Source organism: Hyunsoonleella rubra (assembly GCF_042684665.1).
Classification (GTDB): Bacteria; Bacteroidota; Bacteroidia; order Flavobacteriales; family Flavobacteriaceae; genus Jejuia; species Jejuia rubra.
In genome coordinates, this window is the sequence record NZ_JBHULY010000005.1 from 259,931 (window position 1) to 282,965 (window position 23,035).

The following is a 23,035-nucleotide window of genomic DNA, read 5'->3' on the forward strand; positions in this document are numbered from 1 at the left end:
GTTGCTTTTATCGATAATTTGAAGTAATATTGTATGGAATTTTAGTGTAGTACTAAAGAAGTGTGTTATCGTAATTGAAGTTTTCTTCCCTCAAGTTTAATTTCAGTAGAGTATATTTTATGGTATAAAGATTGATATATTTCGTCTATATAATCGTTGTGGAAAGCATATTTTGATGAAAAGATATGTAATTCGTTGACAACAAGTTAATTTTAAGATGCCCAAATCTACTTAATATGAAAGCAAAGTTACTTTTTAGTCTACTTTTTGTTTTTTTCCTGTGCAGTTTTTCCTTTGCTCAAAATTCCGATGTGAGAATAACTGTGAAATGGCCTGGGAATGCTTTTGAAAACAAAATTGAGGTTTATAACACAACCAATGATTTAATCACTACCATCTGTGATGACAATCAATGCTACATTGCTACGCAGCAGGGCGTAACGGACGCTTACGGTTCCAGATACGATTTAGGTTGCGTCGCTAATGGGAGCAACTACTATATTAAACTATACGATATTGCCAATGACGGCTGGGATGCTTCTAGTTATGTTTCTGTGGTTGTCGCAGGTGTTGAAGTTATAAACAACGATGGGAGCGGGGCAAGTACTACTGGACAAAATATATATTTCAATGTTTCCGGTGGCGATGCTACCTGCAACGGACTTTTGGATACGGACAATGATGGGATGGTGGATTATCTGGACTACGATGACGATGGAGACGGGATAACCGATGGTGTCGAGAATTTGGGAGAAGAAAGGTTTGAATGTACCCTTCCGGAGCTGGCATTCGAGAATGCTGCATATGATGCGGGGGCGAGTACGGGAGCCGACGGATCAGTTGGAGCCGTCTATAGGTTCAGCAATTCAATTCAAGGTTACGACGTTTTGATGGAAGTTACCGAATTGACTAACACTACAATTGCTAATATAGACAACGACACTGTAGATAATCCGACGTATTTACAAACGGAACTTACGTTTGCAGGTACAGGTACACCGGGTGCTACATTTAAGTTTACTATTGTAAATGCGGGTACAACAGTACCGTCAACGGAAATATTCAGAATCAATGGAATTACTTGGGATTGTGATGGAAGTGGCAGTTTGAAGGAATCTGTAGTTTACAATGATGTTGCAGCATATGGTACGGAAAACCCGACTTCGCTAGAAACTTTGGACTTAGGAGGTGGCGATATACAAATCAGTGCATCTGGATTGCAGGAAGGCCCTGGCTTTTCTACCTTAAAGGTATTGCGTGCATATTACCAGTTCATCGGCAATTCCTTTACCATGCGCATGCAGGCCATAAGCACAACAACTTCTTCAAGAAAAAGACAATTCGGCATGTCCTTCACTCAGTGCGAGTTTTTGGATTTCAATGCCAATTCACTGATTATATTGACTGGCGAGGACTTCGACGGGGACGGGAAGTTCAACTACCTGGACCTGGACAGCGACAACGACGGTATCCCGGACAACGTAGAGGGCCAGACCACGGCTGGCTACGTGGCCCCCACGGGCACGGTCTCGTTCAAGACCGGCATCGACATTGCCTACGGTAGCGGAATCAGCGTTGTGAACACGGACACGGATATCTATCCTGACATATTGGACCTTGACAGCGACAACGATACGCTTTTGGACATCGAGGAGAACGGCATGGCGGATGCGATCGCCTTGTTCTCGGACTCGGACAACGACGGGCTGGACCTTTTGTTCGAGGGCTCGAACACGAGCGACCCCAACGATGCGAACGACGACATCGACGACCCTACGGACCTTTCGGTACTACCCGATAGTGACGGCGATCTGGGTATCGGTGGCGACCTTGACTACCGGGACCTTTTCAGTCCCAACCCTCCCGCCTCGGCCACGATAGACTTTGACGGGGTCGACGACTACCTGGACAGCAGTTTGGACCTGAGCGGCTACGGGCAGATGACGGCCATGGCCTGGGTAAGGGTGGACCCCTCCTTTTCGAGCACCGGGAAGATCATGGAACAGGGCGATTTCCACATGCAGGTGAACAGTTCGAAGGTGCCGACCTTTCGTTTGAACGGGCATACCCTTTCCCTTTCGGGCTCGGATGCGCTGACGGACAACGTATGGGCGCACATCGCCTTGGTATTTGATAATGCGGCAGCTTCAAGCAAGCTTAAAATATACGTTAACGGGCACTTCAGGGCCGGTAGCGACGACGGGGCGCTGAGCTCCAGTATCGCTGCCTCGACGGATGCCTTCACCATAGGAAAAAGTTCGGCCTCTGATTCCGGGTATTTTTACGGCGACATTGATGAGGTCCGCGTCTTTGATACCGCGCTCACGACGTCCCAGGTGCGGAGGATGGTCTACCAGGAGATACAGGACGTATCGGGACTGGTCACGGGGACAGTCGTGCCGAAGGCCATAAAGGACGAGGATACGGGTGCCAACATATCGTGGTCCAGCCTTAGGGCCTATTACCCGATGAGCGATATTGTCAACTCGACGACCGACGACCGTTCCTCGAACAGCCATACGGTCCAGCTATACAACATCCTGACCCTTCAGGACCAGACGGCGCCTATGCCTTACAGGACATCGGGTTCCGGTAGCTGGGGCACGGCCTCGAACTGGGCGTCGGGCAGTGCCTGGGACATGGGCGAGCTGGGCGGTTCGGGATATTCCATCGTCCAGGTGGGCCACGATATGGACGTTTCCACATCGGTAAGCACGTTGGGCCTGATACTGGATTCCGGCGCAAGATTAACGGTCCAGGGCGATAATGAAATAAAGAACAGCTATTATTTAGAATTAAACGGCACGCTTGACCTGATGGGCGATTCCCAGCTGGTTCAGACGGCGCACAGCGACCTTGTGACCTCTGCGGACGGGAAGGTACTCCGGAGGCAGGAGGGCGTACCGAGTGCCTACTGGTACAACTACTGGGCCTCCCCCGTTGGATATCAGGGAGCGACAAGCCTGGCCGACAACAATACGGCAAGCAACAACACGAACAACACGGCGTTCAGCCTGGATATGCTGAAGGACGACTCGGGCTTCAACTGCTCTTTCACCTCGGACTATACGGCCAGCGGCAACATCAGTACCTATTGGCTCTATACGTTCATCAACGGGCTGACCTACTGGGACTGGGCGCAGATCGCCCCGTCGACCAACCTTGGCCCCGGCGTGGGCTACACCCAGAAGGGCACGGGCGTACCGGGAACGGAACAACAGTATATTTTCGAGGGCAAGCCGAACAACGGTACTATATTGATAAGCGTAACGGACAGGGGCGGTCCCGGCTCCGTGGCCAATTCAACCAAGACGGAATACCTTTTGGGCAACCCCTACCCCTCGGCACTTGACGTCCACCGGTTCATAGACGACAACGCGGGGGTTATAGACGGGACGCTTCAGTTGTGGCAACAGTGGAGCGGTAGCTCGCACAACCTTAACGAGTACAACGGTGGCTACGCCCAAGTAAATAAAACCGGATCGGTGCGCGCCTACCAGTTCGTGGGCTTCTACGGCGCGAACAACGGCTCCCAGGACGGCACCAAGACACCAACAAGATACCTGCCCGTGGGTCAGGGCTTCATCACGGAGATCGTTGCCGACGGCACGGTCGAGTTCAACAACGGCCAGCGCCTATTCATAAAAGAGGCCGATGCCGACGGCACGTACGGCAACGGTTCCACGTTCTTCAAGAACGGGGGCAAAAAATCGAAGGGCGCGTCCGCAAAGTCGGAAGGACCTGAAGAAGGCGGAGGCCCGATGAAAAGGGTCCGCCTGGAGTTCAGCTCGGTAACGGGCCCCGACACTAGGAGGGAGCTCCTGTTGGGCTTCAGTAATGAAACATCGGACGCCTTCGACTACGGCTACGACGCGGAGAGCGACGACATCAACAACAACGATTTGAGCCTCAGCCTGGAGGGCAAGAACATGAACATCATGGCCTACGGGCCTATCACGGCGGACAAGGTGGTGCCGTTGAACTTCAAGTCCTCGGGGAACAACACCTTTGCAATAAAAATAACGGAAACCGAAAATATCGATGAGGATCAGGAAATCTATCTAAAGGACAACCTGACCGGGGAATACTTCGACCTTACCAACGGCCAGCCCTACGGTTTTTCCTCCCAGCAGGGGAAGTTCAACCAGCGCTTCGAGATCGTGTTCCAGTCGGAGGCCAGTACCCTGGGCACCGAGGAAGCCGAGGCGTCCGAGGACTATATCTATTACCACAAGGGGAGCAACATGCTCTTTGCGAAGAGACTCAACGGCGAGGTAACGAAATTCACGCTGTACAGCATAACGGGGCAGTCCGTAATGGAGCTGGACAACGTATCGGGGGACACCCTTGACAGGGGTCTGAAGCTGGCGGACGCATCCACGGGCGCCTACGTGGCCTGCTTCAGGACGGATGCGAACCAGGTGATCACGAAAAAGATCATCATAAATTGACCAAACCTAAATATCAACCAAAGCAAAAAAGTCAAACAAACAGTTTGGCTTTTTTTTGTTTTGGAATAAAGATTTAAGGATAATTGATTAAATTCGCGAACTTATAAGATTTGAGTATAAATGAGCGCGAAATTTGCTGAATATAAAGAACTTGACTTACCAAAAGTAGCGGAGGAAATTCTCAACTATTGGCAGGAAAACAACGTTTTTGAAAAAAGTGTAACTACGAGGGAAGGTAATGAGCCATATGTGTTTTATGAAGGCCCTCCTTCAGCAAACGGATTGCCTGGGGTGCACCATGTTTTGGCCCGTGCCATTAAAGATATTTTTCCAAGGTATAAAACCATGAAAGGCTTTCAAGTAAAGCGAAAGGCAGGTTGGGATACTCACGGACTACCAATTGAATTGGGTGTTGAAAAGGAATTGGGCATTACGAAGGAGGATATCGGTAAAACGATTTCAGTCGAAGCGTATAACGCAGCCTGTCGAAAAGCGGTCATGAAATATACCGATGTTTGGAATGACCTTACGGAAAAAATGGGCTATTGGGTGGATATGGACGACCCGTACATTACCTACGAGCCAAAATACATGGAATCGGTTTGGTGGTTATTAAAGCAGATTTATAACAAAAACTTGTTATATAAAGGCTATACCATTCAACCATATTCGCCTAAAGCTGGAACAGGATTAAGTTCGCACGAGTTAAATCAACCGGGGACGTATCAAGATGTTACCGATACCACCATTGTCGCTCAATTTAAAAGCCCCCTAACCCCCAAAGGGGGAATGCATTCGGTGTGGGACGCTTTTAAACTCTCCCCTCCTTCGGAGGGGTCGGGGGAGGCTTATTTTTTAGCTTGGACGACCACACCTTGGACCTTGCCAAGTAATACCGCTTTAACCGTTGGACCTAAAATTGATTATGTTTTAGTTGAAACTTACAATCAATACACGTTTGAGCCAATAAAAGTCATTCTTGCCGAAAAGTTGGTAAATTATCAATTCTCTGGAAAGTTTTTTCAAGTTGAAGAAGGGAGTGAATTATCAGATTATAAGGCTGGGGATAAAAAAATACCGTATCAAATAATAGCTGAATGCAAGGGTTCGGATTTGGTAGGAATTACTTATGAACAGCTACTGCCCTACGCCACGCCAAATGATAATCCTGAAAATGCCTTTAGGGTTATTTCAGGAGATTTTGTTACCACGGAAGAAGGTACTGGAATTGTACATACTGCACCAACTTTTGGTGCCGATGATGCCTTAGTAGCTAAACAGGCCAAGCCAGAAGTGCCACCGATGTTGGTGAAGGATGAAAATGGGAATTTGGTGCCATTAGTAGATTTACAAGGCCGTTTCCGACCCGAAATGAAGGAATTGGCAGGGAAGTATGTAAAGAACGAGTATTATAATGATGGCGAAGCTCCGGAACGTTCCGTTGATGTTGAAATTGCTATCAAATTAAAAGAAGAGAATAAAGCCTTTAAGGTTGAAAAATATAAGCACAGCTATCCTAACTGCTGGCGAACTGATAAACCGATCCTGTATTACCCATTGGATTCTTGGTTTATTAAGGTGACGGAGGTGAAAGATAGAATGTTCGAATTGAACGAAACAATAAATTGGAAACCAAAGGCTACTGGAACAGGTAGGTTTGGTAACTGGTTAGCAAATGCCAACGATTGGAATCTATCCCGTTCGCGCTATTGGGGTATTCCTTTGCCGATTTGGAGAACAGAAGACGGAAAAGAAGAGTTGTGCATTGGTTCGGTTGAGGAGTTAAAAGCCGAAATGGTCAAAGCCGTGGAGGCTGAGGTTCTCGAAGCCGATATTTTCGCTGATTTTGAAGTCGGAAATAATTCGGATGACAATTACTCCAAAATCGATTTGCATAAAAACATTGTGGACGACATCATATTGGTTTCAACATCAGGAAAACCAATGAAGCGCGAAAGCGATTTGATTGATGTGTGGTTTGATTCGGGTTCTATGCCGTATGCCCAATGGCACTATCCATTTGAAAACAAAGAATTTATTGATGAAGGTGTCACCTTTCCGGCCAATTTTATCGCTGAAGGCGTTGACCAAACTCGAGGGTGGTTCTATACCTTGCATGCCATCGGAACTATGGTTTTTGATTCCATCGCCTATAAGAATGTTGTGTCTAACGGTTTAGTTTTGGACAAAAACGGACAAAAAATGTCTAAGCGTTTAGGTAATGCGGTCGATCCATTCGAAACATTGAGTACTTATGGTGCAGATGCCACGCGTTGGTACATGATTTCAAACGCAAATCCATGGGATAATCTGAAGTTTGATTTGGATGGTGTTGAGGAAGTGAAACGTAAATTCTTCGGAACGCTTTACAATACTTATTCGTTTTTCAGTTTATATACTAATCTGGATAATTTTAGTTACTCCGAGGCTGATCTAAAGTTAAATGAGCGTCCGGAATTAGACCGATGGATTCTTTCAGAATTACATACTTTGATTAAAAAGGTTGACGCCTATTACGCGGATTACGAACCGACAAAGGCCGCCAGAGCAATTTCTGATTTTACACAGGACTATTTGAGCAATTGGTATGTACGTTTAAGTAGAAGACGTTTCTGGAAAGGCGATTATCAAACCGATAAAATTTCAGCCTACCAAACGTTATATACTTGTATGGTAACGCTTGCCAAATTGGGAGCGCCCATCGCACCATTCTATATGGATAGACTGTATTTGGATTTGAATGCGGTAACCCATAAAGAAGCTTTTGAAAGTGTGCATTTAGCAGATTTCCCTGAGTATGATGAATCTTATGTGGATAAAAGTTTGGAACGCAAAATGGAAGCGGCTCAAACAATTTCTTCATTGGTATTGTCGTTAAGGGCTAAAGAAAAGATCAAGGTACGTCAGCCGTTACAAAAAATCATGATTCCTGTGGACAGCCCACAACAAAAGGAAGAGATTTTGGCGGTTTCTAACCTCATCAAACACGAAGTTAACGTAAAGGAAATTGAGCTACTCGAAGATGCTTCGGATATTTTAGTGAAGAAAATAAAACCTAATTTCAAGGTGCTAGGACCGCGTTTTGGCAAGGATATGAAAGCGATTGCAGGGGCGATTATGCAGTTTTCGTCCGAGGATATTCAGAAAATCGAGCAAAATGGAAATTTTGACGTTGAAATAAACGGAAAAAGCATTACTTTAGGACTCGAAGATGTCGAGATTACTTCTCAGGATATCGAAGGCTGGTTAGTCGCCAATGAAGGAAGTTTAACCGTAGCCTTGGATGTCACCATTACCGATGACTTGCGAAAAGAAGGTATTGCGAGGGAGTTGGTAAACCGTATCCAAAATTTAAGAAAGGATTCCGGTTTTGAAGTTACCGACAGAATTGATGTAAAATTACAAAAGGACGAGCAGATTAAACAAGCTGTGGACTCCAATATAGAGTATATAAAAACAGAAACATTAACCGAAGAACTTGAAATAATTGACCAGATAAATAACGGTATAGAAATTGCTTTTGACGATGTGAATACCAAATTATTTATCACTAAACATTAAGGACATGGCTTCAAATACAAACGCAAGATATTCAGATGCTGATTTAGCAGAATTCAAAAAACTGATTCAGGAAAAAATTGACAAAGCGCAACACGATTTAGAATTAATCAAAAGTGCCTATATGAACGACCATAATAATGGTACGGACGATACGTCGCCAACGTTTAAGGCCTTTGATGAAGGGAGTGCGGTGATGAGCAAGGAGTCCAATTCTCAATTGGCTATCCGTCAGGAAAAATTTATTAGGGATTTAAAAAATGCTTTAATCCGTATTGAAAACAAAACATACGGTGTATGTCGTGTTACAGGGAAGTTGATCAATAAAAAACGTCTGGAGCTGGTGCCACATGCTACATTAAGCATTGAGGCAAAGAACATGCAAAAATAAACAAACCCCTTTGCAAAAAGGAGTCTCAAAATCAAACGCCAATCTCTTCCAAAAGGGAACGGCGTTTTTTATTTTCAAAGAATCGGAAATCGTACATCGCAAATCGTACATTAGTTAATGTCCCTAAAAAAATCCATCCTTTTAATCATTGTGATTTTACTTGTCGACCAAATAAGTAAGATTTATATCAAAACCAATTTCATGCTTCATGAAAGTGTTGAAGTATTCAGTTGGTTCAAAATCTATTTTATTGAAAATGATGGGATGGCATGGGGCACAAAAATCAGTGATTTTTTGACCTTTATGTCCGAACGGACAGCTAAAAAATGCCTTACCTTGTTCAGGGTGGTTGCCATTTTTGGAATTGGATATTGGTTGTATCATTCGGTAAAAAATAGAGGTTCCAAAATATTGATAATCGCTATTGCCCTAATTTTTGCAGGTGCACTTGGGAACATTATCGATTCCGTGTTTTATGGTATCTTGTTTGGTGAAAGTATGGGGCAGGTAGCAGAATTTCTTCCAGAAACCGGGGGCTATGACACATTGCTTCATGGCAAAGTTGTGGATATGTTGTACTTTCCATTTTACAAAGGGTATCTTCCTGAATGGGTGCCAGTTTACGGCGGTCAATTCTTCACTTTTTTTGAACCGGTATTTAATATTGCCGATATGGCCATTAGTACAGGGTTTTTGATGTTAATTGTTTTTAATAAGCGGGCGTTTGCTAAAAACAGCTAAAAGGCACAAATTTTTTTTGGGGTGATACAATAATCCAACCCAACATCCCCATCAAAAGCATCACTAATCTCATTTTCGGCTTCAAAAAAAGACAAACCGATTTTAACGGTGTCAGGGTTACATTGGCTTAAAAATGCGTCATAAAAGCCTTTGCCGTAACCCACCCGATTGCCTTTCTTGTCAAAAGCTAAAAGAGGTATAAACACCACATCAATTTTATCATTTGAGATTTCAATGCCATCAACGGGTTCAGGAATGTTGTAGCCGTTTTTTTTGATGATCGTGCTATCGGTCAGCAAAAAATGGGTCATTTCCCCAGTTTTAAAATTGCTTTTTGAAATCACAATGTTTTTGTCTTTTCCTGAAAGAATGTTCAAAATATAATCAGTGTTGACTTCCTTTTGTTCTTCGATGGATAGAAAAATATGATAAAAGGAAAAATCCCAAATGGGTAATTTTAAAAGTCGATTTGCAATGGCAATACTAAAGTCTTCAATTTGATCTTCTGAAAGTTCGGAACGTAATGCTTTATATTTTTTTCGAAGTTCTGATTTGGTCATTTTAAAAACTAAATAATAGCGCTTTGTCATGTCGACAGAGCGAAGAATGAGTGACCAGACATCTCATTCGAGTGAGATTCCTCCTCGTTCCTCGTTCGGAATGACAAACCAACTTTTTTGAAAACATTAGTTCTAATATTTAATTTCGGTCGAAATATGAAACAAGGCATCCCCTTGATATACAATAGGCAATTCATTCACATTAATCACATATCCCGAATTTTGTGCCCTCACAAAATAGTTGAACTTTCCATAAGGGTCGGTAATATTCCCGATAATATCCTCTTTTTCAACTTCGGTTCCTACAGAAATTGAGGCCTTGAACATCCCCGAATATTTTGCGCGTTGCCATGTGCTTTGGTCAATAAAGACACATTTCTTTTTTGGTTTGGATGACTTAAATACGGTTTTTAACATGCCCAAATGTTTCAAAACCCGCTTGGAACCATTCACTCCCGAATTCGTCACGACATCATCAATATGAAAAGACTTCCCGCCTTCAAAAAGCAACATCGATTTACCTAATTTAGTACAAGTACTCCTAAATGATTTCGTTAAATTTTTGGAATACAGCACGAAGGGCGCACCAAAAACAGATGCCAATTCGTTTAAGTCTTTTTGGTCCTTGGTATAGCGTAATTGCGGGGCATTAAATCGTCCTGAACCTCCAGTATGAAAATCGATAATCAAATCGGCATGGGGAACAACTTCATTGATGAGTTTGTGAGCCACGCGACTGGCTAACGACCCTTGCTTGCTTCCTGGAAAAACGCGGTTTAAATCCCGTCCATCTGGGAATTCCCGCTTCAAATTAATAAATCCAAAAATATTGATGACCGGCATACAAATAATTGTGCCACACTTTGGTTGATTGATGCCCTTTGCAATCAATTGGCGAATAATCTCTACCCCGTTCACTTCGTCCCCATGAATACCAGCGGTAAACAGCACTGTTGGGCCTTCCTTTTTAGAACGGCTGATGATCACGGGCACGTCAATGGGTGAAGCAGTATGCAGATTAGCTACATCAAAATTAACTTCCTTAGTTTCGCCTGGGAGTACTTCTGTTCCGAGAATTTCTAGGGGTTTCTTTTCAATCGTCATTTAGATTTCATTAAATCGTTCACCTTTTTGGAATTTGAAATTTTAGTTTTTTGGTATTTTAATTTTAACGTCTATTACGTTCCACATAGGTAATGATACTCTTTGCAATGTTTTTTCCTGTCGCGCCTTCGATGCCTTCCAATCCGGGGGTTGAATTCACCTCAAGAAGCAAAGGTCCACGGTTGGATTGTAGCATATCCACCCCACAAACGGGCAATTTCAATGCTCTGGAGGCTTTCATCGCTACTTTTATTTCGGCTTCACTTAGCTTAACAATTTCAGAGGTGCCACCGCGGTGTAAATTACTCCGGAATTCGCCTTCCTTGCCTTGGCGTTTCATGGCTCCAACCACATGGCCGTCCACCACCAAAGCTCTTAAATCAGCACCTTTGGCTTCGCCTATATATTCCTGGACCAAGGCTCTCGCCTGCAACCCATTAAAAGCTTCCAAAACCGATTCCGCCGCATTTCTGGTTTCGGCTAGAACAACGCCCAAACCTTGGGTGCCTTCCAAAAGTTTGATGATAACCGGAGTACCACCCACGTGCGCCAATACCTTCTCCACATCCCGCGAATAATTGGTAAACACCGTTTTTGGCATCCCAATACCTGCTTTAGACAATCGTTGGAAACTGCGCAGTTTATCTCTTGAACGAATAATGGCATCCGAAGTAACCGAAGTAAACACATTCATCATTTCAAACTGACGTACCACGGCACAACCAAAAAACGTCACAGAGGCACCTATTCTTGGGATAATGGCATCTACATAATCCAAATAGCGGTCTTTGTAATATATTGTGGGCTTTTCCTTTTCAATAATAATATCGCACTTCAGCGGATCGATCACTTCCATCTCATGACCTCTAGCCTCGCCCTCCTCAACAAGTCGGTTGGTAGAGTACAAATTGGCATTTCTGGAAAGGATAACGATGTTCATCTATAGTACTTAAAGTGGCTCAAGTTATAAGTATTTAAAGTTGTTGATGATATAAATTTGGGCATTCAAGCTTACTTATACCTTAAGACACTTTTATTCTATCTGCAATATAGCAAAAACGACAGGTAATTTTTTAGGTTTTCGCGATATTAATATACCTTTACACTAATGGATACCCCAGACCTAGAGATACAGCTTAAAACACTTCCGAACCAGCCGGGCGTTTATCAATACTACGATAAAAATGATACGCTTATTTACGTGGGTAAGGCCAAAAATCTAAAAAAAAGGGTCAGTTCCTATTTCACTAAAAATCACGATTACGGTAAAACTCGAGTACTGGTCAAAAAAATAGTAAGGATAAAGCATATCGTAGTAGAAACAGAAACCGATGCGCTTTTGCTGGAAAATAATCTCATAAAAAAATACCAACCACGTTATAACGTTATGCTCAAGGACGACAAGTCCTATCCATGGATTTGTATAAAAAATGAACGTTTCCCTCGGGTGTTTTCTACGCGCCGGGTGTTCAAGGACGGTAGCGAGTATTTTGGTCCCTATACTAGTATGAAAACCGTTCGGACGTTGTTGGATTTAATTAATGGCTTGTATTCGTTACGCACCTGCAATTACAATTTGAGCAGGGAAAAAGTGGAGGCGGGCAAATATAAGGTGTGTTTGGAGTACCATTTAGGGAACTGTAAAGGCCCATGTGAGGGTTTGGAAACTGAGGAAGAATATCAAGGTAACATCAAGCGTATTAAAGAAATTATCAAAGGTAATTTTAAGGATTCGTTATCTCAATTTAAGGTGCAAATGAAGCAGTGTGCCGAAAATATGCAGTTTGAAGAAGCGCAAAGTATCAAAGAAAAAATTGAGGTTCTGGAAAATTATCAGGCCAAGTCCACCATTGTTAACCCTAAAATTAGCAATGTGGATGTGTTTTCCATTACCAGCGATGAGAGTTATGGCTATGTTAATTTTTTGCAGTTGTCCTACGGGTCCATTATTCGGTCGCATACGTTGGAAATCAAAAAGAAATTGGATGAAACGGATCGTGAACTGTTGGAATTGGCAATTACAGAAATTCGACAACGATTTAATTCCAATTCAAAAGAAATATATGTGCCGTTTAAGGTAGATTTAGGTGAAGCCGTGAAGGTAACTGTGCCGAAATTGGGCGATAAAAAACACATTGTGGATTTGTCCCTAAGGAATGCGAAGTACTACCGTATGGAGCGCTTCAAACAGATGAAAATCGTGGACCCTGACAGGCACGCCAATCGTATTATGGCACAAATGAAAGCTGATTTACGCTTAAATGAAGAGCCGAGACATATTGAATGTTTTGATAATTCCAACATTCAAGGCACCAATCCTGTAGCCGCTTGTGTGGTTTTTAAGGATGGGAAACCTAGCAAAAAGGACTATCGCCATTTTAATATCAAAACTGTGGAGGGGCCAGATGATTTTGCTTCTATGGAAGAAGTGGTATTTCGACGTTACAGGCGACTTTTGGAAGAGGAACAGCCACTGCCTCAGCTCATCATTATTGACGGAGGCAAAGGACAATTGTCCTCAGCTTTAAAGAGTTTGGACGCATTGGAACTAAGAGGTAAGATTGCCATTATCGGGATTGCCAAACGTTTGGAAGAATTATTTTACCCAAACGACCCAATTCCTTTATATTTAGATAAAAAAAGCGAGACCCTTAAAATTATCCAACAGTTGCGCAATGAGGCGCACCGTTTTGGGATAGAGCACCACCGCAACAAACGCAGTAAAAGTGCGTTAAATACCGAACTGGAAACCATCCCTGGGGTGGGCGAAAAAACGCTAGTAGAATTATTAAAGCATTTTAAATCTGCAAAGCGGGTGGCGCATGCCAAACTGGATGAGTTGGAGGCTGTGGTAGGGGTGTCTCGGGCAACGAAGGTTTATGATTATTACCATGGGAAGTGATGTTATTTAGTGTGAATAAACTATGAAGGAATTTTGGAAAAACAATAATATTGAGCTTTATAAAATTGAGTCTCCCAAAATTTTTTCGGCTAAATATCTGCAACCTAGTTATGAACAAGAACAAGGACTAACTTATTCTCAATTAAAAAAGTTAAGGAAGGAATGGGTACGTGTTTTTCCAAAACTTGAAAAATTAGAATATTTGAGAGTTAGTTATTTGGTAAATCAAGAATATTTTGAATCTATTTGCCAAATCCCAAACTTGAAGGGTTTGTCAATTAAAACAAGTCGTATAAACGATTTTTCCTCCATTCAAAAGTTAACAAAACTTGAGCAGTTGGATTTTTCGGGGAGCAAGGCCATAAGTGAATTGTCAGGAATTCAACATTTGAAAAAGCTTGAGCACTGTGTTTTAGATAATTTTTTTGGAATTAATACTGTTGAAGAACTAGGTGAGTTGAGGTCGTTAAAAAAACTATATTTATTTGCTGGAATTCATGGTCAAAAACTAAATTTAAAATCAATTGAACCTATTTCCGAACTTATTGGATTGGAAGAATTGGTATTGGATATAAAAACAAAAATTCCGATTGATTCATTATACAGATTAAAAAATTTAAAGAGCCTAATAATTCCTGAGTATTATCATTTAGAAGTAAAAGATATTTTGCCGAATTTATCTAAACTTGAATAAAAACGTTGCTATTACAAAACTTGAAAAAGACAATAATCATATCAATTCTTTTCCTATTCGTTTTTATTTTCACAAAAGCGCAAACTAATGAGCAAGAAGAGGGTAGGCCAAAAATAGGCCTGGTCCTAAGTGGTGGTGGAGCCAAAGGCTTGGCCCATGTGGGCGTGTTAAAGGTGATAGACTCCCTCGGTCTAAAAATCGATTATGTGGCGGGTACGAGTATGGGTGCCATTGTAGGTTCCTTATACGCTTCCGGTTATTCCGGTCAGGAACTGGATTCCATTTTCAATAGTTTGGATTTTGATAAAGTCATCAATGACGATTTACCCAGGGCTTCAAAAGCATTCAATGAGCGTAACAATGCCGAAAGGTATGCTATCACTCTACCTTTTGAGGATTTAAAATTAAAACTTCCATCGGCCCTTTCACGCGGCCAAAATACCTATAATGCACTGACACGACTTTTATTACACGTCAGTGATATCAACGAGTTTAAAGATTTACCCATCCCATATTTTTGTATGGCCACCAATATTGAAACTGGTAAACCTGTTCAGTTGGAAAGTGGTAATCTGCCCCAAGCTGTTATGGCAAGTGGCGCATTGCCGTCATTGTTTCAACCTGTAGTAATTGACGATATGGTATTGATTGATGGCGGTGTGGTCAATAATTATCCAATCGAGGAATTGCGCGCCAAGGACATGGATATCATTATTGGGGTGGACGTTCAGGATGGCTTGTTAAAACGGGACGAACTCACCTCGGCACCCGATGTGCTTCTGCAAATCAACAATTTCAGGACTATTAATGATATGAAGGATAAGGCCCAGCAAACGGATGTGTATATCAAGCCCGATATTACAGATTTTAATGTGGTTTCTTTCAGCGATGCGATTGATATCATACGAAGAGGAGAAGAGGCGGCCATAAACAGTATACATAGTTTAAGGCAATTGGCCTCTGAGCAGAAAGATATTCCAAAAAGGAAGGTGGTTAAAAATATTCAGGATACCATTACTATTAACAGCGTGATTGTTAAGGGCAATCAAGATTATACCAGGTCCTATATTCTTGGAAAGTTAAAACTTAAAAACAGGCAAACCTTAAGTTATCAAAAGTTTACCAAAAAGGTGAATAGTTTGGTGGCCACCAATAATTTTGAATCCTTTTATTTTCAGCTAAAGCCGACAGGTGAAACGAATACCTATGATTTGATTGCTAACGTAAGAGAATCCAAAGCCACTACTTTTTTTAAGTTCGGCGTGCATTACGATGATTTGTACAAAAGTGCGGCGCTAGTGAACTTGACCAAAAAGCGTCTGCTATTCAAAAACGATTTGGCATCATTGGATATCATTCTTGGTGATAATGTACGCTATAATTTTGATTACCTTATTGACAAAGGATTTTATTGGAGTGTCGGTGTACGATCGCGATATAACCAATTTGAAAAGCTGATTAATGCAGAATTGTTGCTGGATGATACGCAAATCATGGGGACGGGATTAAATAAAATTGATGTGTTGCTTTATGACCAAACCAACCAGGTATATTTGGAAACCCTATTTAGGCGGGATTTTGCTTTAAGTATTGGTGCGGAGCATAAAAGATTAAAGATAAAATCGGAGACCATAGTCAACCCCAATCAGGATGATTTTACCTTTGAAAGCACGGATTATTTCAACGTTTTTGGAGGTTTAAAGCTGGATACATACGACAACAAATACTTTCCTAAAAAAGGGGTGTTTTTTGACGGTGATTTACACATGTATCTTTTCGCTTCAAAATTTAATGCGGATTTTGATACTTTCTCTATTGCCAAGGCCACTATGGGCTATGCTTTTAGCATTTCGGATAAACTGTCTCTAAATTTTCAAACCAGTGGCGGGTTTAAAATAGGGGATAAATCTACCACTACACTGGATTTTGCACTCGGTGGGTACGGAAACAATCTGATTAACAATTTTGTGCCATTTTATGGGTATGATTTTATTTCCCTGACCGGAAATAGTTACGTAAAGGCCTATGCCAGTGCCGACTTTGAAATTTTTAACAAGAACCACATCACAGTGGAAGGCAATTGGGCCAATGTAGAAGATGATATTTTTGAAACCGGAGAGTGGTTTACCTTGCCCGATTACCGCGGTTATGCCCTCGGTTATGCCTACGACAGTTTTCTAGGGCCTGTACAGATTAAGTACAGCTATTCGCCAGAGGATAATAACAGTGTTTGGTACTTTAATTTAGGTTTCTGGTTTTAGTTTTTTTTTGGGCGCCTGCCTACCTGTGGTATCGCAGGCAGGTTCCCCTCGATTATACAGCCGTTGGTCAAATAAAATTTACGTCCTCGGGTCGGGCTATCCGCTATATCTTTTGCTTTCTGTCATTCCTGAGACCACGTGTCGCCGTAGCTTTAGCGGTGGCGCAAGGCAAGAATCCATTTTAAAGTCAGGTCTATTTTTAAAAATTACATCAAGCCAAATTAAGCAAAGGGATACCGCTTCTATCCCTAACGTTAACCTGTAAGTCAACGGTGGGCCTCCACTTTGCGACTTTGCATTCCCGCCTACCAAGGGTAGGTTTGCGAGAATACAGTATTCAAATTCCCCAAATTTTTCCGATATTTGTGAGGTTATGATATTTTTATTCAAGGACTTACTGCAATTTCTTCACTACCTTATCAAGAGAAATCCTGAATAAGCGCGCATTTTTGTCATTCCTGCGGAGGCAGGAATCTTATTATTTATTATCTTTAATAGCATATCTGTCAGCCTTTTAAGGTTGTCTAAAAAAATTAAAAAATGCCTTTTTATCATAAATTAGGAAGTATTCCGCCCAAAAGACACACCCAGTTTAGAAAAGCCGACGGCAGTTTGTACTACGAGCAACTGTTCGGCACCATTGGTTTTGATGGGATGTCCACTAACAGCTACCACGAACAGCGGCCAACGCAGGTTAAGCAAATAAAAAATCAATATAGCGTTGCCCCAAAAATTGCAAACGCCAACAATATCAAATCCTATCGGTTTAGGGGTTTAGAGGTAAAGCCCGAAAATGACTTTTTGGATAGCCGAAAAACAGTTTTAATCAACAGCGATTGCGCCATTATTTTGGCGGCGCCAAAACAATCCACAAAAGCGTATTTTTATAAAAATACTGATGCTGATGAATTGATTTTTGTCCATAAGGGTACGGGCAAATTACGTACCATGTTGGGAAATCTGGATTTTAAGTACGGTGATTATTTGCTGATACCCCGTGGCATCATCTATAAAATTGATTTTGATACCGAAGACAATCGGCTTTTTATTGTGGAATCCCGAAGACCCATTTATACACCGAAGCGATACAGAAATTGGTTTGGGCAATTGTTGGAACATTCCCCCTTTTGCGAACGGGATATCCGAAGACCTAAAGAATTGGAAACCTATAACGAAAATGGAGATTTCCTCATCAAAGTAAAAAAGCAGGATGACATTATCGAAATGGTGTATGCCTCTCATCCCTTTGATGTAGTGGGTTATGATGGGTACAATTACCCCTATGCTTTTTCCATTCATGATTTTGAACCAATAACCGGGCGCATCCATCAGCCGCCGCCTGTGCATCAAACTTTTGAAACGGATGCCTTTGTGGTGTGCAGTTTTGTGCCACGATTGTACGATTATCATCCGCAGTCTATTCCCGCACCATACAATCATAGCAACATTGATAGTGATGAGGTACTGTATTACGTGGATGGCGATTTTATGAGCAGGAATGATATTGAGGCCGGGCATATTTCGTTGCACCCAGCAGGTATTCCGCATGGGCCTCATCCAGGTGCCACAGAGCGAAGTATTGGTAAAACAGAAACTGAAGAGTTGGCCGTGATGGTAGATACATTTAAACCCTTAATGCTCACGGAAGAGGCGATGAAAATAGCCGATGAGGGGTATCACAAATCGTGGATAAGCCCCTAAATCCCCAAAGGGGACTTTTGAAAAGCGTAATACTATTTAAAATAACAAACTCCGTTAAGTCCAGATTGGAGTTCCCTCCCTTTGGGAGGGTTAGGGAGGGCTTCTTTTATGAAAAACATAAAATCAGTAAACTACGGTTTAGAAAAAATATTTGAAGGGGCGCAGGACTTCTTGCCTCTATTAGGAACAGATTACGTTGAACTTTACGTGGGCAATGCCAAGCAGGCGGCCCACTTTTATAAAACTGCATTTGGGTTTCAGTCCTATGCCTACAAGGGTTTGGAAACCGGATCGAAAGACACGGTAAGCTATGTGCTTAAACAGGATAAAATCCGCTTGGTATTGACGACACCATTGACTAGCAAGTCAAAACTAAATGACCACATTGTAAAGCATGGTGATGGGGTTAAAGTAATTGCCCTTTGGGTGGAAGATGCGCGTAAGGCATACCAGGAAACCACAAGCAGAGGTGCCAAATCCTATATGGAGCCATTTGTAGAAAGTGATGAGCACGGCGAAGTAGTGCGGGCAGGCATTTACACCTATGGCGAAACCGTGCACATGTTTGTGGAACGAAAAAATTATAACGGTGCATTTTTGCCGGGATTCCGGAAATGGGAATCCGATTACAGCCCTAAGCCGGTTGGACTTAAGTATATTGACCATATGGTGGGCAACGTGGGCTGGGGCCAAATGAACACTTGGGTAAAATGGTATGAGGACGTGATGGGTTTTGAAAATTTCCTCTCCTTTGATGATAAGCAAATCCATACGGAATACTCTGCCTTGATGAGCAAGGTGATGAGTAATGGTAACGGACGCATAAAATTCCCGATTAACGAGCCGGCTAAAGGCAAGAAAAAATCACAAATTGAGGAGTATTTGGATTTTTATGAAGGTGCAGGGGTGCAACATATTGCCGTAGCTACGGATGACATAATTGAAACGGTATCGCAGTTGCGAAGCCGTGGCGTAGAGTTTTTATCCAAACCGCCGGAGGCCTATTATCAAGCCGTGCCCGGACGATTGGAGGAGCATAGCCACGAACTTAGAGAGGATATTGAAACCCTTAAAAACTTGGGCATTATGATTGATGCGGACGAGGAAGGCTATTTGTTGCAAATATTTACAAAACCTGTTCAGGATAGGCCCACTTTGTTTTTTGAAATCATACAGCGTATGGGTGCTAGAGGGTTTGGAGCAGGAAACTTTAAAGCGCTTTTTGAATCGATTGAACGCGAGCAGGCCAACAGAGGCACGCTTTAAGTGGCTCTGATAACCTAAAATGATACATGAGTGAAAGTTCCCCTCCTAGGAGGGGTTAGGGGTGGGTCGCGTTAGGGATTGTACTTCGACAGGCTCAGCAACCACAGAGGAAAGCCCACAGCGCCCCATTAAAAGGGCGCGAGGACTTGTAACGGAAAGCCCGACCCGAGGACGGCTTTATCTTAAACGTTCTAAAATCGCATCGAGGGTAACGCCCAAAAACAGATACGGGGTAACCTGCCTGCGATACCGCAGGTAGGCAGGTGCCCTAAAAATGGAAAAATCTTCACATAAGTATAACTTTTTCTGGGATAATGGGTTTCAATAAAATTTCTATTTTTGGAACAGTAATTGTAATTTCTAGGGTATAACAATAAAATTTAGCCTTGAAAGTTACATTATAATGACCCAAATGACATGAAAAGAATACTACTTATATTAATCGCATTCACCTCGATGCATACGGCAATAGCCCAGAAACAATCGGCTTTTGATACTGGCGAGTGGTTTAAGTTTAAGATGAGCTACAGTAGCTGGCTGAAGGCCGGGAACGCTACCTTGACGGTTAAAGATGGCAGGATCAGCGAGAAGGATGTGTATCACGTGGTGGGCAAAGGCTGGACCACGGGTATGATTAAATGGTTTTTTAAGGTGAAGGACCGCTACGAAAGTTATTTTGATAAGGAAACTATTGTGCCCTACAAGTTTGTTCGGAACATTGATGAGGGCGGACACACCAAAGATATTGAAATTGACTTTGACCAGGAAAACAATAAGGCCCACGTTAATAACAAAAAGCACAAAACCCAAAAAGTGTTTGATACCCGACCTAATATTCAGGATATGGTGTCAACCTTTTATTATCTTCGGAATAATGTGAATACGGATACCCTAAAAATAGGTGATGAAGTAAGGGTGGATATGTTTTTTGATGAGGAAAATTACGGGTTTAAACTTAAATATTTGGGTGAAGAAACCATTGATACGGACTTTGGTACGGTAAAAACCCTTAAATTTAGGCCTTACGTGATGGCAGGAAGGGTATTTAAAGAGGAAGAAAGCTTAACACTTTGGGTTTCCAAGGACAAAAATAAAGTACCTTTACGAGTTCAAGCTGATTTGGCGGTGGGTTCACTTCGGGCAGACCTTGAGGCCTTTAAGGGGTTGAAATATCCGTTTCAAATTGTTGTCGATAATTAATGAAATCAGAGGCTGACATAACCAAAAAACTTAAGGAAAAGTACAGTTCCATAGACCAAGATTTAGATGTTCACTTAGAAGGCTTGCTCCATAGCAAACCAATTAGCTATTGGGACTATATTCAAACGGACGTATTGCTCAACCTTCAAAAACCCAGAACGGACTTTCCTGACGAGATGGTGTTTATTATGTACCATCAGATTAGCGAACTGCTTTTTAAAATGATTCTTACTGAAATTGAGCAGGTGGCCAAAAATGAAATCGACGATTTGGATACTGCCATTTTTACTGAAAAAATAATGCGCATCAGTCGGTATTTTGACGTTTTGACTTCATCCTTTAGCATCATGAAGGACGGGATGAATATTGACCAATACAATCAATTCCGTACCACTTTAACGCCTGCCAGCGGTTTCCAAAGCGCACAATACAGAAAAGTGGAGTTTGCCTCAACTGAATTGATCAATCTGATAGACAAGCGTTTTCGTGATACTATTGACAGAAGTTCGTCTTATGAAAATGCCTTTGAGCATTTATATTGGCAAGCGGCAGGCAAGGATTATGAAACAGGTAAAAAAACCTATACTTTATCTGATTTTGAAGCGCGTTATAAAGAAGAGTTCATTAGATTTACAAAGTTTTATCAGTATAATAACCTTTGGAGCAAATTCAAGGAATTACCTGAAGCATCCCAGTCTGACGAGGCATTGGTAAAGGCCATGCGCCACTACGATTATACAGTAAACGTAAAATGGGTAATGGCGCATTACAATACGGCCAACCATTATTTAAATATTGGGGGAAAAGCCGCCGAGGCCACTGGAGGGAGCGAATGGGTTAAATACATGCATCCGAAGTATCAAAAACGAATATTTTTTCCAGATTTATGGACAGCACAAGAAATACGCGATTGGGGAACAAATATTTAATAGGGTTAGTACTAGGAGTCTTTTTTTTAGGGTGTAAGGAGGAGTCCAAACCTGTGGTAGAGCAGGAATTAGTTGAGGTGATTGATGAACCCGAACCGGTAGTGGAGTTTGGTTTTGTACTGGACGACTTTATCGTGAAGCGGGACACCATAAAAAATGGGGATACCTTTGGTATTATACTTGAAAAGCACAATGTCGGCTATCCCAAAATCTTCAATATTGCTGAAAAGGCCAAGGATACGTTTGATATAAGGCGAGGACTGCAAGTGGGGAAGCCCTATACCGTTTTATGTGACAAAGATTCTCTGGAAACTGCGAAAACATTCATCTATCAGCCTAATTTGGAAGATTATGTCGTTATCAATTTTCAAGATTCCATCCATGCCTATAGAAGTAGAAAGCCTATTAAATATGTTGAAAAAGTAGCTACGGGAGTCGTTGAAGATAATATTTCATTAACTTTGGAAGAACAGGGTTTAAGTCCCAGGCTAGCCTACATAATGGCAGATGATATTTATGCGTGGACTATCGATTTTAGGCGCCTGCAAAAAGGGGATAGATTTAAAGTAATTTATACCGATAAGTATATTGATGATACCATTTATACCGGAGTAGAAAAAATTAAAGCCGCCTATTTCGAGCATAACAAGGAGCCTTTTTATGCCTTTGAATTTATGACCGATACTACAAAAGGTATTGTGGATTACTTTGACGACAAGGCAAAAAACTTAAGGAGGGCTTTTTTAAAGGCTCCAGTAAAGTTTAGTAGAATATCGTCCAGATATAATTTAAGAAGGCGCATTGCGGTTTATGGTTATCGGGTACGGCCACATAAAGGCACCGATTTTGCGGCGCCTATTGGAACACCAATTATGGCTACGGCAAATGGAACGGTTACTGAGTCAAGGCGAAGAGGCGGGAATGGTAACTATGTAAAAATTCGGCACAATGCAACCTACGAAACGCAATACCTTCATATGAGCAGGCGAAAGGCAAAAGTTGGGCAGTTTGTTAAGCAGGGCGATGTTATTGGCTGGGTAGGTATGACAGGAAACACTGGTGGGCCACATGTTTGCTATCGTTTCTGGAAAAACGGTAGGCAAGTAGATCCTTTTAAACAAAAACTGCCAGAGGCCAAACCTATTTCAGATTCTTTAAAAGTGAAGTATTTGGAATTTATTCAACCTTTAAAGCATAAACTAGATAACATATTTTTTCAACCAGAAATTACAGAAGAGGAACTAAACCAACCTGTAATTTACCAATCCAACTCGTAA

15 protein-coding genes are annotated in these 23,035 nt (G+C 42.1%); 12 read left to right on the forward strand and 3 right to left on the reverse strand.

The features are described 5' to 3' along the window. The first annotated feature begins 236 nt into the window (after nucleotides 1–236). The 4 genes from ACFSR8_RS01980 to ACFSR8_RS01995 all read left to right on the forward strand — a co-directional run bounded on the left by ACFSR8_RS01980 (nucleotide 237) and on the right by ACFSR8_RS01995 (nucleotide 9,141). A complete protein-coding gene (locus tag ACFSR8_RS01980) occupies nucleotides 237–4,451 on the forward strand; it encodes a LamG-like jellyroll fold domain-containing protein (protein ID WP_380288511.1) in 4,215 nt (1,404 codons plus the stop codon). Nucleotides 4,452–4,571: 120 nt separating this feature from the next. Next, a complete protein-coding gene (ileS, locus tag ACFSR8_RS01985) occupies nucleotides 4,572–8,012 on the forward strand; it encodes an isoleucine--tRNA ligase (protein WP_380288513.1) in 3,441 nt (1,146 codons plus the stop codon). Between the two features lie 4 nt (nucleotides 8,013–8,016). Continuing rightward, nucleotides 8,017–8,400, forward strand: a complete 384-nt coding sequence (locus ACFSR8_RS01990; protein WP_380288515.1) for a TraR/DksA family transcriptional regulator — start codon at nucleotides 8,017–8,019, stop codon at nucleotides 8,398–8,400. A gap of 117 nt (nucleotides 8,401–8,517) precedes the next feature. Next, entirely contained in the window at nucleotides 8,518–9,141 is a 624-nt protein-coding gene (locus ACFSR8_RS01995) for a lipoprotein signal peptidase (protein WP_380288517.1), read from the forward strand. Here the strand turns inward: ACFSR8_RS01995 and ACFSR8_RS02000 are convergent. The 3 genes from ACFSR8_RS02000 to rimK form a co-directional block, all read right to left on the reverse strand. Continuing rightward, nucleotides 9,138–9,701 (reverse strand): 5-formyltetrahydrofolate cyclo-ligase, encoded by a 564-nt coding sequence (locus ACFSR8_RS02000; RefSeq protein WP_380288519.1) that lies wholly within the window; start codon nucleotides 9,699–9,701, stop codon nucleotides 9,138–9,140. The two genes, ACFSR8_RS01995 and ACFSR8_RS02000, sit on opposite strands and share 4 nt — an antisense overlap. Nucleotides 9,702–9,833: 132 nt before the next feature. Then, entirely contained in the window at nucleotides 9,834–10,805 is a 972-nt protein-coding gene (locus ACFSR8_RS02005) for a succinylglutamate desuccinylase/aspartoacylase family protein (protein WP_380288521.1), read from the reverse strand. Between the two features lie 64 nt (nucleotides 10,806–10,869). Next, nucleotides 10,870–11,745 carry a 30S ribosomal protein S6--L-glutamate ligase gene (rimK, locus tag ACFSR8_RS02010; RefSeq protein ID WP_380288523.1) on the reverse strand — a complete coding sequence of 292 codons (876 nt, stop codon included), beginning with the start codon at nucleotides 11,743–11,745 and terminating at the stop codon, nucleotides 10,870–10,872. 168 nt (nucleotides 11,746–11,913) lie between these two features. On the opposite strand from rimK, the gene uvrC reads away from it, so the two are divergent. From uvrC to ACFSR8_RS02050, 8 genes are all read left to right on the forward strand, one after another. Then, nucleotides 11,914–13,707, forward strand: a complete 1,794-nt coding sequence (gene uvrC, locus ACFSR8_RS02015; protein ID WP_380288525.1) for an excinuclease ABC subunit UvrC — start codon at nucleotides 11,914–11,916, stop codon at nucleotides 13,705–13,707. A 22-nt stretch (nucleotides 13,708–13,729) separates the two neighbouring features. Then, nucleotides 13,730–14,401 (forward strand): hypothetical protein, encoded by a 672-nt coding sequence (locus ACFSR8_RS02020; RefSeq protein ID WP_380288527.1) that lies wholly within the window; start codon nucleotides 13,730–13,732, stop codon nucleotides 14,399–14,401. 20 nt (nucleotides 14,402–14,421) lie between these two features. Beyond that, entirely contained in the window at nucleotides 14,422–16,662 is a 2,241-nt protein-coding gene (locus ACFSR8_RS02025; RefSeq protein ID WP_380288529.1) for a patatin-like phospholipase family protein, read from the forward strand. A gap of 540 nt (nucleotides 16,663–17,202) precedes the next feature. Beyond that, nucleotides 17,203–18,363 (forward strand): homogentisate 1,2-dioxygenase, encoded by a 1,161-nt coding sequence (locus tag ACFSR8_RS02030; protein ID WP_380288531.1) that lies wholly within the window; start codon nucleotides 17,203–17,205, stop codon nucleotides 18,361–18,363. A gap of 108 nt (nucleotides 18,364–18,471) precedes the next feature. Continuing rightward, entirely contained in the window at nucleotides 18,472–19,629 is a 1,158-nt protein-coding gene (gene hppD, locus ACFSR8_RS02035) for a 4-hydroxyphenylpyruvate dioxygenase (RefSeq protein WP_380288533.1), read from the forward strand. A 417-nt stretch (nucleotides 19,630–20,046) separates the two neighbouring features. Next, a complete protein-coding gene (locus ACFSR8_RS02040; protein WP_380288535.1) occupies nucleotides 20,047–20,829 on the forward strand; it encodes a DUF3108 domain-containing protein in 783 nt (260 codons plus the stop codon). Continuing rightward, nucleotides 20,829–21,758, forward strand: a complete 930-nt coding sequence (locus ACFSR8_RS02045) for a tryptophan 2,3-dioxygenase family protein (RefSeq protein ID WP_380288537.1) — start codon at nucleotides 20,829–20,831, stop codon at nucleotides 21,756–21,758. Before ACFSR8_RS02040 ends, ACFSR8_RS02045 begins: the two co-directional genes overlap by 1 nt. Beyond that, the gene (locus ACFSR8_RS02050; protein ID WP_380288539.1) at nucleotides 21,716–23,035 is read left to right on the forward strand and encodes a M23 family metallopeptidase; all 1,320 of its coding nucleotides are present in this window, start codon (nucleotides 21,716–21,718) and stop codon (nucleotides 23,033–23,035) included. The genes ACFSR8_RS02045 and ACFSR8_RS02050 overlap by 43 nt, the downstream gene beginning before the upstream one ends.

Coding starts and splice junctions, on each gene's coding strand:
- ACFSR8_RS01980 (WP_380288511.1), top strand. CDS start 237: ATGAAAGCAAAGTTACTTTTTAGTCTACTTTTTGTTTTTTTCCTGTGC.
- ileS (WP_380288513.1), top strand. CDS start 4,572: ATGAGCGCGAAATTTGCTGAATATAAAGAACTTGACTTACCAAAAGTA.
- ACFSR8_RS01990 (WP_380288515.1), top strand. CDS start 8,017: ATGGCTTCAAATACAAACGCAAGATATTCAGATGCTGATTTAGCAGAA.
- ACFSR8_RS01995 (WP_380288517.1), top strand. CDS start 8,518: ATGTCCCTAAAAAAATCCATCCTTTTAATCATTGTGATTTTACTTGTC.
- ACFSR8_RS02000 (WP_380288519.1), bottom strand. CDS start 9,701: ATGACCAAATCAGAACTTCGAAAAAAATATAAAGCATTACGTTCCGAA.
- ACFSR8_RS02005 (WP_380288521.1), bottom strand. CDS start 10,805: ATGACGATTGAAAAGAAACCCCTAGAAATTCTCGGAACAGAAGTACTC.
- rimK (WP_380288523.1), bottom strand. CDS start 11,745: ATGAACATCGTTATCCTTTCCAGAAATGCCAATTTGTACTCTACCAAC.
- uvrC (WP_380288525.1), top strand. CDS start 11,914: ATGGATACCCCAGACCTAGAGATACAGCTTAAAACACTTCCGAACCAG.
- ACFSR8_RS02020 (WP_380288527.1), top strand. CDS start 13,730: ATGAAGGAATTTTGGAAAAACAATAATATTGAGCTTTATAAAATTGAG.
- ACFSR8_RS02030 (WP_380288531.1), top strand. CDS start 17,203: ATGCCTTTTTATCATAAATTAGGAAGTATTCCGCCCAAAAGACACACC.
- hppD (WP_380288533.1), top strand. CDS start 18,472: ATGAAAAACATAAAATCAGTAAACTACGGTTTAGAAAAAATATTTGAA.
- ACFSR8_RS02040 (WP_380288535.1), top strand. CDS start 20,047: ATGAAAAGAATACTACTTATATTAATCGCATTCACCTCGATGCATACG.
- ACFSR8_RS02045 (WP_380288537.1), top strand. CDS start 20,829: ATGAAATCAGAGGCTGACATAACCAAAAAACTTAAGGAAAAGTACAGT.
- ACFSR8_RS02050 (WP_380288539.1), top strand. CDS start 21,716: ATGGACAGCACAAGAAATACGCGATTGGGGAACAAATATTTAATAGGG.